Below are 12939 nucleotides of genomic sequence, written 5' to 3'. Positions count from 1 at the left end.
AGATTAAAAGAAGGGACGTGTTCTAAGATTGCAACCTAAATATCAACTATCTAAGAAGGGGTTAACGGTTTGGCGTATCCATGCGGCGATTGAAAGTCTCAGTGTATTAGTAATCGCTCTCATTGCATGCGCACTCACTTATTATTTTGAGGGTCCGTACTGGATCTATGCAGTAAGCATTGCAGTCGTTATTATTTATAGTTTTTTAAATATGTATTTATTTCCAAATATTCGCTGGGACCATTGGCGTTATGAAGTGAGAGAACAAGAGATTGAAATTCAACACGGCCTTTTTATTGTGAAGCGCACATTGATTCCCATGGTGCGTGTGCAGCATGTCGACTCTTCCCAAGGTCCCATATTAAAGCATTACCATTTGGCGAGCATTTCTATTTCCACAGCTGCCACTATACATACCATCCCTGCTTTAACGGTAGAGGAAGCAGATGGATTGCGAGCGAGTATTTCAGATTTGGCAAGGGTGGCAGAAGACGATGTCTAATAAAATGAATCATCTCCATCCAATTACTATCCTAATGGGTTTTCTTCAAACCTTAAAAGGCTTGGTGATTCCAGGGGTTGTAATCTTGGTCGGAAATGGATTTCGCTATTCATTTAGTCCAAGCAGCCCGAAATTTATGGTGACCCTTTTGCTGTTTTCAGGTATCTTGTTGCTATTAGTCCTTATTTTGATTTTCTCTTTTATAAAGTGGAAGAAGTTTGTTTATTGGTTTGAAGAGGAAGAATTGAGAATAGAATATGGCTTATTCGTAAAAAAGAAGCGCTATATCCCTCTGGAACGAATACAGAGCTTAAATTATAAAGAAAGCTTACTTCATCGACTATTTGGGTTAGTAAAAGTAAAGATTGAAACAGCGGCTGATAGCGGAGAGGCGGAAGCAGACCTGACTGCTATCACTAGAAATCAAGCTGATCTGATTGAGGCACAAATGAAGCGAGCAAAAGAACACCACCATATTGAAAAGGCATCAGAAAATGACAAACCTATCCTTGCGAAGGATGATAAAGAAGAACAGATACCGACCCGTACATTGGTTCATCAAATGTCCCAAAAAGATCTGTTAGTGCTGGCCACAACATCTAGCAGTATTGGTGTTGTATTTTCAGGTTTGGCTGCTGTGCTATCACAATTAAACGATTGGATTCCGTATGATCAAATTTATGGAGAAGTGAAAAACTATATAAAATTTGGGGTCGTACTTATTTGTGTTATAACGCTTCTCATTTTATTTGTATCGTGGATGCTATCTGTTGCCGTTACGTTTATCAATAATTTTGGCTTTCGTATAGAGAAAGAGGAGCAGCGGCTCTTCGTGTCGAAAGGGTTACTAGAGAAAAAAAGACTCACTATTCCTTTGAATAGGATACAAGGGGTTCGCATTGTGGAGTCGCCGTTTAGACAGTTGTTCGGGTATGTCTCGATTGTTATTGAGAGTGCTGGAAGTTCTGGTGAAAAAAATGAAAAGAAAATTGTTCTGCTTCCACTCATTAAAAAGAAAAATAGCTTTTTCATCTTACGAGAAATTTTTCCGAATGGTATTTGGACGGAGTCTCAATTAATAAAAGCTCCACAAAGAGCTTTATTTCGTTATATAAAGATCCATCTTTATTGGTCTATCCCGCTTGCAGCAGCTTTATGTTTTTTCCTATTTCCTTACGGGGCATGGTCTTTAATTTTAATACCGATTGCTGTGTTGCTAGGGTATTGGCAATATCGCACTGCAGGGTTTAACATAACCTCCCAGCAGCTTACGATTGTTGAAAGAGGACTTAGCCGAACAACGCTTGTTGTGTGGAAAAAGAGAATTCAATCTCTCACGATGTCCCAAAGCTACTATGCGAAAAAAAAGCATGTCGCTTCTGCTAAAGTTGTGATGATGTCAGGAAAGACGGGAAGTCATGCGAAGGTTAGACATTTTGATGATGAGAGAGTAAAAGATATTTTTGAATGGTATAAGCCGAATGACAGAGAAAGTGAACATACAAAAAGCTGGTAGAGTTTCTTAGAAACCTCACCAGCTTTTATGTATATTAATTTTTTTTAATCCAGCGAAGGACACGTTTGGGATGAAAGTCAAATAATCCGATAATCAATCCAGTCACTAATCCTGCAATATGTGCAGTTGCGTTCACATTGGGCTGCAAGAAAGTCATAATAACAGAGATCACAACAATTGGCATAATTATTTGTTTAAGCTGCGGCATGGTCTTTCTCGTATAGTACACCAATGCCAAAAAGGCGCCGAACAAACCAAAAACCGCACCGCTTGCCCCATAGCTCACATAATTTGCTGGCTGGATTAAATACGAAACGACATTCCCCATGAAACCAGATACAAAATAAATAGTGAAGAATCGGAGTTTTCCGGCAAGACGCTCTAACTCAGGACCGAAAACGTACAATGAAAACATATTAAAGAGCAAGTGGAAAAATCCTCCGTGGATAAACATAGAAGTGAGCAGCCGCCAATATTCGCCATCAGCAATTAAATAATTTGCTGCTGCGCCTTTAATAACAATATTGAGGCCTAACGGAGGAATGAGCCCAATTAAATAGACTGCGATATTAATACCTATTATTATCGAAATCACCGGATATAATAATATGTATTGTGAAAGTTTTTCTGTCCGATTAAACATGTATTCACCTCAACTTTAATATGATTATTATACATTGTTTTAATGGCTGAATGAAAGGAGAAACCAAGTTGATCAAAGGAATAGGACTAGACATAGTAGAAATCTCTCGAATAATGAAAGCGAATGATCTCAATCCACATTTCAAAGAAAGAATCCTCACAAAAAATGAATTAGCGATTTTCAATCAGTTAAAAACAAGACGCCAACTAGAATTTCTTGCAGGCAGGTTTTCAGCTAAAGAAGCATATTCAAAGGCAAACGGCACAGGAATTGGAAAGGAGTGTTCATTGCAGGATATTGAAATTTTGCCAAACGACAAAGGCCAGCCGATATTATATTTTAAACAAGAAATTGTCCAAGGCTTTGTAAGTATTACGCATTCAAAGGAGTATGCGGCCGCTCAAGTTGTACTGCTTGCATAAAACGTAGAGCTCGTTCATAGGATGTCTTATGGAAAATGAGAAAGGATGGGGTTTTGCGAAAACTTCTCACACTAGGATTGCTTTGTTTCGCAGCAGTATTGATGTTAGCAGCATGTGGATCAGATTCAAAGGAGGATATTGTCAAAAAGACAAGCAAGAAATGGGCGGATTCAAAGGGCTATGAAGTCAAAGCAAATATGGAAATTAAAACAACAGGTGATACTAAAAAGTATAACGTTGATGTATGGCATACGAAGCCAGAATTTTACCGTGTAGCTGTTTCAGAAGAAGGACAAGAAACATCTCAAATGATTATCCGCAATGAAGAAGGAGTATTTGTAGTTACGCCTTCGATGAAAAAGACGTACAAGTTCCAAAGTGATTGGCCAAAGCAAAACAGCCAGGGCTACTTAATCAATTCTTTGGCGAAAGATTTAGCCTCTGATTCACAGGCTACTATGAAAGAAACAAAGGATTCATACATCTTTAAAGCGAAGACACGTAATACACATTCGAAGATGTTGCCAACACAACAGGTCTACATTAATAAAAAGACCTTGCTACCTACGAAAGTAGTTGTGTTAAACGAAGCAAGTGAAGAGCAAATCAAAATCACCTTCAAAAAAATCACGTTAGGCGTTGCTAAAAAAGCTGGGGATTATGACTTGCAAGATTTCACAAAACCTAGCGACGCAGATGAGGCGAACAAAGATAAAGCTAATGTAGATGAGAAAGCCGCAGAAGATGCAGCTAAAGATGCAGACGGAGAAGCTACTGCAGAGGAAAATAAAGAAGGTAATACAGAAGGAAAAACAGAAGGAAAAACAGAAGGAACAGATGACAAAGCAGCTGTAAATGAAGAGGAAGCAGCAGGCGAAACAGCTCAAGAAGAGGCTGCGGAAGATAATGCTTCTAATGAAGAAAGCACAGCTGATGAAAACGGTGAAAAAGTGGCAACTTCAGCAGATGCAGATGCCTCCGGTGAAGAAGCTACCAATACAGATTTCGAAACGCACTATCCGGTAGTGGATTGGAATTTAAAATTAACGGATGAGAAATCAATGAACACAACTGCTGGTACTCGTAAAATTTTATCATTCGAGGGAGATAAGAACTTCACTATTATCCAAGAAAAAACAACTAGAGCGGAACAACTGTATATTCCAGTATTCTCTCCGGGAGACCCTGCTGATCTAGGATTTACAGTAGGAGCGATCACGGACAACTCTATTAGCTGGGAAGCGGATGGTGTATCATACTTTATCGCCTCAAACGATCTAAGTAAGACGGAGTTAGTAGAAGTAGCATCCTCAATGGTAAATGGAGAAATGAAATAGTAAGGGAAGCATCACTCGGTAAGATTGTAGAATTTCTTACTGAGTGATAGTCCCTTTTTGCTGCAGAAATTGATCTTCTGATCATGAATGATGGGCTATATTATTACATCATTATGTTTGACCAAATCCTTGGTTGGGACGATAATAGATAAAAACTAATAAGAGGGTATAGACATGCAAGAAAATGAAATATTTCGACCCACTAAGGCAATTATTGATTTATCAGCTATTCGCCATAATATTGTAAACTTGCGTAAGCATTTGCATTCAGATGTCTCTGTTATTGCAGTAGTAAAAGCAAATGCTTACGGTCATGGCGATGTACAGGTGGCCAAAGAGGCACTAAAAGCAGGTGCTACTATTTTAGCAGTAGCCACTCCTGAAGAAGCATTGCATTTACGGCAGGAAATACCGCATACTCCAATCATGATTTTAGGTGCTTCTCCAATTGTTTTTGCACCTATCGCAGCAAAAGAAGCCATTATCCTAACGGTTTTTTCAGAGGATTGGGTACGCAAAGTGGCTCCATTAGCCAAAAATTTCGAACAGCCGCTTAAAGTTCATATAAAAGTTGATAGCGGGATGAATCGTATTGGTGTGCGCCAAGAAAAAGAATTACAGGCTGTATATGATGCGGCTAAAATGGTTAATAATATAGAAGTGGATGGTATTTTCACACATTTCGCTACAGCGGATGAAGAGAATCAAGAGCAGTACGAAATGCAATTGGCGATATTCCAAAAGATGATCGCCAGCTTGCCTGAAAAACCACGCTTAGTGCATGCTGCAAATACAGCTGCTGCATTAGTTAAAGAAAGTGCCCAATTTGACGCTGTGCGTTTTGGGATTTCTATGTACGGACTTGCACCATCTACTTATATTGAAGAAAATCTTCCATACCCTTTAAAAGAAGCGCTCGCATTAGAAAGTGAATTAGTACATGTTAAGAAGATTCAAAAGGGCGACAGAGTCGGCTATGGAGGTACATATATAGCAAAAGAAGACGAGTGGATTGGTACGTTGCCAATAGGCTATGCCGATGGTTTGCTGCGCTGTCTTTCTGGTCAAGAAGTTTTAATAAAGGGTATAAGGGTACCAATTGTAGGAAGGATCTGTATGGATCAGTGTATGGTACGCCTGCCTAAAAAGTATGAGATTGGTGAGAAAGTGACACTAATTGGCAAACAACATGGAAATGAAATTCATATACAAGAGTGGGCAGACCGTCTTCATACAATCGTCTATGAAATACCATGTATGATTTCAGAGCGGGTTCCGCGGGTATATAAAGAGCAATAATCATTTTTTCTGGCCTCGCGCCAACTTGAAGTGGAATATAAATAGCGATAAAGAGCAACAGAGTTTCCTAGTAGTCGACAAATTCAGAAAAAAAACCGCGATAATGTCAAATGCTTACTGATATTGTCTTTTCAATATTATATTTTAATGTTAGGATTATGATAGTTGAGAACATATTGGCGATTTGTTTCTGGAGGTGTTGGCTGTGAACCACAAAGGACTCGAAAACGTTCTGATTCAGATGCCAGAACGATTGGTTTCTGAAAGTATAGAACAAGCATATAGACAAATAGTAATAAAAGACGCAAATGATTTAGTATATATTCCGACAAAAAGATCTATTCATACGAAACAAAAAAATCACATGCGAGAAGCAATGGTTAAAGGATATGTAGAAATGTCACAGATTAACTTATCTATATGTAGTGAATGCTTACATGTTGAGTATGAAGCGGAACATATGGTGGAGCGACTCGTAAGCGGAGGATGAAAACTTGAACGTAAAACGTGGAGACGTTTTTTTTGCAGATTTATCACCAGTAGTCGGGTCTGAGCAAGGTGGCACCAGACCCGTACTGGTTATTCAAAATGATATCGGAAATCGGTTTAGTCCAACTGTTATTATCGCAGCAATTACAGCTCAAATTCAAAAGGCGAAACTCCCAACTCATGTGGAAATTGACGCTAAGAAATATGGATTTGAACGGGATTCAGTTATTTTGTTGGAACAATTGCGGACGATCGATAAATCACGATTAACAGATAAAATCACGCAGCTAGATGGCCCTTTAATGGTAAAGGTAGAAGAAGCTTTGGAAATAAGTTTAGGGCTTTTAAAATTTTAAGCATACATATTGAAACACCAGATGCTAGTCATCTGGTGTTTTTCTTTGTCTCTTTACAACTTATTTACAATGAATATTCAAAAAATGGAGTGTAATATTTGTAACTATATTATACAATTAGAAAAAGAATCCATTATAGAGAAATTAAATATTTTCAGTTTATTTAACGTATAAACTATTAAGTCCCTAACCATCATATTTTTATATGATGCCTGATTTGTGTGTGTGAAAAAGGGAAAATATTCATCTGACATTAAAATAGATTGTTATTAAATAAGGATTTGGAGGTAGGCGCTCATGGAAGGTTCTTCGATAGATATTTTAACGGAGTGGGATATTGTTACTGCACGGCAGGTTGGCCGCAAGGAAGCTAAGTCGATTGGATTCGATATTATTGACCAAGCACTTATTGCTACAGCGATCAGTGAACTAGCCAGAAACATTCACTTATATGCAGAGAGTGGGAAGATTGAAGTGAAAAAATTAATACAGGAAAAATCAGTTGGCATTTATGTAATAGCATCTGATAATGGACCAGGTATTCCACAAATCGATGAATTGTTACAAAAGGATTTGGCCACAACAAAAGGCATTGGGTTTGGGCTGCCTGGTGTAAAAAGAATCATGGACGAGTTCCAGTTAGATTCACAACTTACTATAGGAACAACCGTGAAAATTAAAAAATGGCTATCAATCAACAAAGAAGAATAAAAAAAATAAAAAAAGTTTTATTTTTAGGTTTAACCCTTATATAATGCGGGTATTTCATATATGTTGGTCTAAAAATTGAAAGCAATAAACGATATACATACTTTCAAACAGGAACAATAACTTGTAGTATTTTAGATAATGCATCGGTTTTTTATGCATTTTTATAGAGAACAATACAGGAGGGATAGAGATGGACTTTAAATTAGACGTAGTAGAAGAAACAGGAAAGGTTCAAGCAATTCTTCAAGGAGAAATAGATGCTTATACTGCTCCTGTTTTAAGAGAGCAATTGGATGGTATTTCTATATCAGAAGGCACTCAAGTAGAATTGAACTTTTCAAATGTAAATTATATGGATAGCACAGGTTTAAGTGTTATCGTTGCTTTTTATAAAAGCGTTGTAGCAAATGGTGGGGAAATCGTACTTACTTGCCTATCTGAACGCTTAAAACGCTTATTTGACATCACAGGTTTAACGGATATTATGAACATCGAAGTTAGGAAGGTGATTTCAAACAATGAGAGAATTTGATTATATGGAGATGCGCGTTCCTGCTAAAACGCAATATGTTGGTGTTGCTCGACTTGCTATTTCAGGATTGGCGAACCGTGTAGGTTTTTCATATGATGATATTGAAGATGTGAAAATTGCAGCGAGTGAAGCAATCACCAATGCGATTCAGCACGCATATGCAGACAAAGAAGATGGAGAAGTTGTAATCGGCTGTGCCTTGTATAAGGACAAAATGGAAATCATGGTGGCCGACTATGGACGCAGTTTTAAATTCGAAGAGGTAAAAGAAAAGGTCGGTCCTTATCACGAAGAAGAAGATGTACAATTTATTCGTGAAGGAGGATTAGGTCTATACCTTATTGAAAGCCTTATGGATGAAGTGAAAGTACTCAACGACAATGGCGTGACTGTTTTCATGACAAAATTTGTATCACGAGAGCAGGTGAATGACCATGCGGAAACAATCTCCTTCTAGTTCGGCATCAAAAGAGCAAGTATTAGAATGGATCCAGCGTTTTCAACAAACTGAAGACGACGAGGCGCAAACGAATTTAGTTTTGCATTATCAATACTTGGTTGAATCCATCGCAAGAAAGTATTCTAATGGGCGCTCTTATCATGATGACATAGTACAAGTTGGCATGTTAGGCCTGCTTGGTGCTATTAGAAGGTTTGATTCTTCCTTTGGTCGTAGTTTTGAGGCTTTTGCGGTACCGACGATTATCGGTGAAATCAAACGCTACTTAAGAGATAAAACATGGGATGTCCATGTGCCAAGGCGTATTAAAGAACTTGGCCCCAAAATTAAAGCAGCTGTTGAGTTTTTAACAACCGAAACGCAACGTTCACCCCAAGTTGCAGAAATTGCAGAATATCTTGAAGTAGAAGAAGATGAAGTGTTGGAAGCGATGGAAATGAGCCAAAGTTATCAAGCGCTTTCAATGGACAGACCTATTGATTCTGATGGCGATGGTAGCACTGCAACGTTATTTGATATAGTAGGCAAGCAGGATGATGAATTCGAAAAGACAAACCGCCGTATTATTGTAGAAAACGCAATGAAGGAATTGTCAGAAAGAGAACGTCAAATTATTCAGCTTACATACCTTCAACAGCTTAGCCAGAAAGAAGCTGGGGAGATGCTGGGTATTTCCCAAATGCATGTCTCAAGATTGCAGCGTAAAGCTATCAAGAAACTGCAGCAAATTATTGTTGCGTCAGGTGGTATTTAAAAGAAGGACAGTTCAACTTTTGTTGAACTGTTCTTTTTTGTTGCGAATAAGCAATAGCTGCTCTATGTTAAAATAGGGAAGTCAAAGGAAGGATAGTGAATATATGGACACTCAAAAAATGCATCAACTTATTGCGAAAGAAATCGGCATTCGCACACAACAAGTAGACCAAGTAATTCAATTGTTAGAAGCATCAAATACTGTACCCTTTATAGCTCGCTATCGAAAAGAAGCTACAGGATCACTAGATGAAGTCCAAATTAAAGCGATTGAAGATCGCTATCATTATGTAATGCAGTTAGAGCAACGTAAACAAGAGGTTCTTCGTATTATCGAAGAACAAGGGAAGTTAACTGAAGAACTTACAAAAGATATTAATGAAGCTACTGTTTTGAAACGTGTAGAAGATTTATACCGACCATACAAACAAAAAAGAAGAACAAAGGCGACGATTGCAAAGGATAAAGGACTTGAACCATTGGCCGATAGCCTATTGCAATTTAACCAAACAGAAGTAGAATCTCTAGCTCAGCCTTTTATTAATGAAAATGTAGAAAGTGTTGAAGAGGCCTTGCAGGGAGCGAGTGACATTTTAGCTGAGAGATTTGCTGATGATGCAGCGATAAGAGAGAGCATTCGTCAGATTTCTTGGAAACAGGGAGTCATTCAATCCACTGTGAAAGCTAAAGAACTCGATGAAAAAAGTGTATTTGAAATGTATTACGACTATCAAGAACCGGTAAATAAAATTGTTCCCCACCGAATTTTAGCTATTAATCGTGGAGAAAAAGAAGATATATTAAAGATCGGCATTGAAGTGCCGACTGAATCTATCTATCAACTCATGCGGAAAAAATGGATTGTATCTACCTCATCACCTTCTTCCAAACTAGTTGAAGTGGCTATAGAGGATGCATATAAACGATTAATCCAGCCATCAATTGAGCGTGAGATACGCAATGAATTGACAGATAAAGCCGAAACACAGGCTATCCATATTTTTTCTGAAAATCTCAGAAATCTTCTATTGCAGCCTCCAATGAAAGGAAAGTATGTTTTAGGTGTAGACCCTGCGTATAGGACTGGCTGTAAATTAGCTGTAGTTGATGATACTGGTAAAATGCTTGAGATATCGGTTATTTATCCACATACAGCAAAAGCAGACATTAACAAATCCAAATCTATATTTAATGATTTGTTGAATCGCTATCCTATTTCTATTATTGCGATAGGGAACGGTACTGCATCCAGAGAGACAGAACAATTTGTTTCGGAATGTTTGAATGAATCCAATGCGAGTGCAGCTTATGTAATCGTTAATGAAGCAGGTGCAAGTGTTTACTCTGCCTCGCCAATTGCTAGAGAGGAATTCCCGGATTTACAGGTAGAACAGCGGAGTGCTGTCTCTATTGCAAGGCGATTGCAAGACCCACTAGCTGAGTTGGTAAAAATTGAACCAAAAGCAGTAGGTGTTGGCCAGTACCAACACGATGTATCTCAAAAGAAACTAGCACAACAACTCACCTTTATTGTAGAAACAGCAGTAAACCAAGTGGGGGTAGATGTGAATACAGCTTCTTCTTCATTGCTTCAATATGTTTCAGGGCTATCAAAAACAGTAGCAGAAAATATCGTCAAAACAAGAGGAGAACAAGGGAAATTTACTGCCCGCACGCAGTTAAAGAAAATACCTCGACTTGGTGCTAAGACATATGAGCAAGCCATTGGATTTTTAAGAATCCCAAATGCAAAGAATCCATTAGATTCAACTGCTATACATCCAGAGAGCTACGATTTAGCAAACCGCATATTAGAAGCGGTAGGGTTGGATAAAAAACAAATAGGCACGGCTGAGGCAGAACAAGCAATTTCAAATTTAAATATAAAAGAGCTAAGTAAAGAATGGGAGATTGGCGAGGTTACATTGAAAGATGTGATTGATTCATTAATGAAACCTTCTCGAGATCCGCGAGATGCTTTTCCACAGCCCTTGCTTAAAAAAGATGTTTTAAAAATGGAGGATTTACAGCCAGGCATGGAACTTCAAGGAACAGTCCGCAATGTAGTCGACTTCGGGGCGTTTGTCGACATTGGCGTAAAGCAAGATGGACTTGTCCATATCTCAAAGCTGAAAAAAGGTTTTGTTAAACATCCATTAGATGTAGTTTCATTGGGGGACATTGTCACTGTTTGGGTAGACAATGTAGAGAAGGATAAAGGTAGAATTGCTCTAACGATGCTTCCACCTAATCAATAATGATTAGTTTTCATATTTAAAGAGGCAAAGAAAATTAGCGGTGGTTTGTTATGAGGTAAGTACAGCCATCTGTCCATTTAAAATCTTGGCTTCCACCGCTAGTCTCTTTGTTTTTTCTTGCTAAATTAAAAAACAACAATATTCAAAACGAGAGTATACTTATTTATAAGGAGGGACATAATATGACAGATTGCGAACTACAAGAGCTCGTCCGCCAAATCTCCAGAGAAGTATTTCATAAACCATTCCGCCATCGGGCATATTTTAATTCTCGTCTCCGAACAACAGGTGGACGCTATTTGCTTAAATCTCATGATATAGAGGTTAACCCGAAAGCTTATGTGCAATTTGGTTTGAAAGAAGTAGAAGGAATCATCCGTCATGAGTTATGCCATTATCATCTTCATATAGAAGGAAAGGGATATAAACATCGTGATGCAGATTTTCGGACACTTTTAAAAGAAACAAATGCTCCTCGATTTTGTTCGAATTTAGAACAAAAGAAGAGACCGGTAAAGCGTGCTCAATATATTTATGTATGCACAGAATGCGGGTTAAGGTATAGTCGTAAGATACGTATGAACACAGATCGATATAGATGCGGCAAGTGTTTAGGGAAGCTAAAGATAATTAAATAAACTTTTTTTGAAATAAGGGTTGACGTTTTATGGACAACCCATTATACTTATAAAAGTCGACAGGGTGATAACACACTGACGCGACAAAATAATACTTTTCCGAAGTAGCTCAGTTGGTAGCAGCATCTGACTGTTAATCAGAGGGTCGCAGGTTCGAGTCCTGCCTTCGGAGCCATGGCCCCTTGGTCAAGCGGTTAAGACACCGCCCTTTCACGGCGGTAACACGGGTTCGAATCCCGTAGGGGTCATTTTCATAACGGTCCGGTAGTTCAGCTGGTTAGAATGCCTGCCTGTCACGCAGGAGGTCGCGGGTTCGAGTCCCGTCCGGACCGCCATTATGAATGGGGTATAGCCAAGCGGTAAGGCAACGGATTTTGATTCCGTCATGCCCTGGTTCGAATCCAGGTACCCCAGCCATTCTTATTAATAGCTACGAGTCATTAGCTCAGTTGGTAGAGCATCTGACTTTTAATCAGAGGGTCGTAGGTTCGAATCCTACATGACTCACCATTTTTCTTCTTGACACATTAAGTTGAACATGCTAAAATAGTTATTGTTCGTTAAGTCGAAATGCGGTCGTGGCGGAATGGCAGACGCGCTAGGTTGAGGGCCTAGTCGGGGCAACTCGGTGGAGGTTCAAGTCCTCTCGATCGCACCAAAAATTATATATGCGCCCATAGCTCAATTGGATAGAGCGTCTGACTACGGATCAGAAGGTTGTGGATTCGACTTCTGCTGGGCGCACCATTTATTCAAAAAAATATATTAACTACGCGGGTGTAGTTTAGTGGTAAAACCACAGCCTTCCAAGCTGTTGTCGGGAGTTCGATTCTCCTCACCCGCTCCATTATATGAACCTTGAAAACTGAACAAGCAAGATGTTAATCATTTAAACTTACTAACAATTGTTAGTTTTAAAGTCATCATCGTAAAGATGATGCGCTAGTGAAATTTTGAGCAATCAAACACTTTTATGGAGAGTTTGATCCTGGCTCAGGACGAACGCTGGCGGCGTGCCTAATA

At 38.8% G+C, this 12939-nt stretch carries 14 protein-coding genes and 8 tRNA genes; 21 read left to right on the top strand and 1 reads right to left on the bottom strand.

Features of this window, described 5'->3' with window-relative positions:
• Positions 1-28 precede the first annotated feature (28 nt).
• Together F0527_RS14790 and F0527_RS14785 are read left to right on the top strand one after the other, a co-directional pair.
• The gene (locus F0527_RS14790; RefSeq protein ID WP_150285410.1) at positions 29-502 is read left to right on the top strand and encodes a PH domain-containing protein; all 474 of its coding nucleotides are present in this window, start codon (positions 29-31) and stop codon (positions 500-502) included.
• On the top strand, positions 495-2018 hold the full coding sequence (locus tag F0527_RS14785; protein ID WP_190323507.1) for a PH domain-containing protein: 1524 nt from the start codon (positions 495-497) through the stop codon (positions 2016-2018). Before F0527_RS14790 ends, F0527_RS14785 begins: the two co-directional genes overlap by 8 nt.
• A 34-nt stretch (positions 2019-2052) precedes the next feature.
• Here F0527_RS14785 and F0527_RS14780 read toward each other — a convergent pair whose 3' ends face one another.
• Positions 2053-2661: a rhomboid family intramembrane serine protease gene (locus F0527_RS14780; RefSeq protein WP_066790283.1), complete on the bottom strand. Its 609-nt coding sequence runs from the start codon at positions 2659-2661 to the stop codon at positions 2053-2055.
• Positions 2662-2729: 68 nt separating this feature from the next.
• Between F0527_RS14780 and acpS the strand changes: the two genes are divergently transcribed.
• From acpS to F0527_RS14685, 19 genes are all read left to right on the top strand, one after another.
• A complete protein-coding gene (gene acpS / locus F0527_RS14775; RefSeq protein WP_066790282.1) occupies positions 2730-3083 on the top strand; it encodes a holo-ACP synthase in 354 nt (117 codons plus the stop codon).
• Positions 3084-3136: 53 nt separating this feature from the next.
• A complete protein-coding gene (locus F0527_RS14770) occupies positions 3137-4420 on the top strand; it encodes a prolipoprotein diacylglyceryl transferase (RefSeq protein ID WP_150285408.1) in 1284 nt (427 codons plus the stop codon).
• A 174-nt stretch (positions 4421-4594) separates the two neighbouring features.
• Positions 4595-5719 carry an alanine racemase gene (gene alr / locus F0527_RS14765; protein WP_150285407.1) on the top strand — a complete coding sequence of 375 codons (1125 nt, stop codon included), beginning with the start codon at positions 4595-4597 and terminating at the stop codon, positions 5717-5719.
• 205 nt (positions 5720-5924) lie between these two features.
• Positions 5925-6209: a transcriptional regulator gene (locus F0527_RS14760; protein WP_223823621.1), complete on the top strand. Its 285-nt coding sequence runs from the start codon at positions 5925-5927 to the stop codon at positions 6207-6209.
• Positions 6210-6213: 4 nt separating this feature from the next.
• Entirely contained in the window at positions 6214-6564 is a 351-nt protein-coding gene (locus F0527_RS14755; protein WP_066790273.1) for a type II toxin-antitoxin system PemK/MazF family toxin, read from the top strand.
• A 297-nt stretch (positions 6565-6861) separates the two neighbouring features.
• On the top strand, positions 6862-7275 hold the full coding sequence (locus F0527_RS14750; protein ID WP_150285406.1) for an anti-sigma regulatory factor: 414 nt from the start codon (positions 6862-6864) through the stop codon (positions 7273-7275).
• 190 nt (positions 7276-7465) lie between these two features.
• Entirely contained in the window at positions 7466-7807 is a 342-nt protein-coding gene (locus F0527_RS14745) for an STAS domain-containing protein (protein WP_066790269.1), read from the top strand.
• Positions 7794-8264 (top strand): anti-sigma B factor RsbW, encoded by a 471-nt coding sequence (gene rsbW, locus F0527_RS14740; protein ID WP_066790267.1) that lies wholly within the window; start codon positions 7794-7796, stop codon positions 8262-8264. The genes F0527_RS14745 and rsbW overlap by 14 nt, the downstream gene beginning before the upstream one ends.
• Positions 8242-9021, top strand: coding sequence for an RNA polymerase sigma factor SigB (sigB, locus tag F0527_RS14735; RefSeq protein WP_150285405.1), 780 nt, complete (start codon positions 8242-8244; stop codon positions 9019-9021). The genes rsbW and sigB overlap by 23 nt, the downstream gene beginning before the upstream one ends.
• A gap of 103 nt (positions 9022-9124) precedes the next feature.
• A complete protein-coding gene (locus F0527_RS14730; RefSeq protein WP_150285404.1) occupies positions 9125-11278 on the top strand; it encodes a Tex family protein in 2154 nt (717 codons plus the stop codon).
• Between the two features lie 182 nt (positions 11279-11460).
• Positions 11461-11916: a SprT family protein gene (locus F0527_RS14725; protein ID WP_150285403.1), complete on the top strand. Its 456-nt coding sequence runs from the start codon at positions 11461-11463 to the stop codon at positions 11914-11916.
• Between the two features lie 98 nt (positions 11917-12014).
• Positions 12015-12091, top strand: a tRNA-Asn gene (locus F0527_RS14720).
• 1 nt (position 12092) lies between these two features.
• Positions 12093-12164, top strand: a tRNA-Glu gene (locus F0527_RS14715).
• Between the two features lie 10 nt (positions 12165-12174).
• Positions 12175-12251 (top strand) — tRNA-Asp (locus F0527_RS14710).
• A gap of 7 nt (positions 12252-12258) precedes the next feature.
• A tRNA-Gln gene (locus F0527_RS14705) sits at positions 12259-12333 on the top strand.
• Between the two features lie 17 nt (positions 12334-12350).
• A tRNA-Lys gene (locus F0527_RS14700) sits at positions 12351-12426 on the top strand.
• Positions 12427-12488: 62 nt separating this feature from the next.
• Positions 12489-12574: transfer RNA gene (locus tag F0527_RS14695), tRNA-Leu, on the top strand.
• Positions 12575-12586: 12 nt separating this feature from the next.
• Positions 12587-12663: transfer RNA gene (locus F0527_RS14690), tRNA-Arg, on the top strand.
• A 26-nt stretch (positions 12664-12689) separates the two neighbouring features.
• Positions 12690-12763 (top strand) — tRNA-Gly (locus F0527_RS14685).
• Positions 12764-12939: the final 176 nt, after the last annotated feature.

It is taken from the genome of Rummeliibacillus sp. TYF-LIM-RU47 (assembly GCF_008638315.1).
GTDB classification, from domain to species: domain Bacteria; phylum Bacillota; class Bacilli; order Bacillales_A; family Planococcaceae; genus Rummeliibacillus; species Rummeliibacillus stabekisii.
This window is presented reverse-complemented; position numbering and strand designations above follow the sequence as displayed.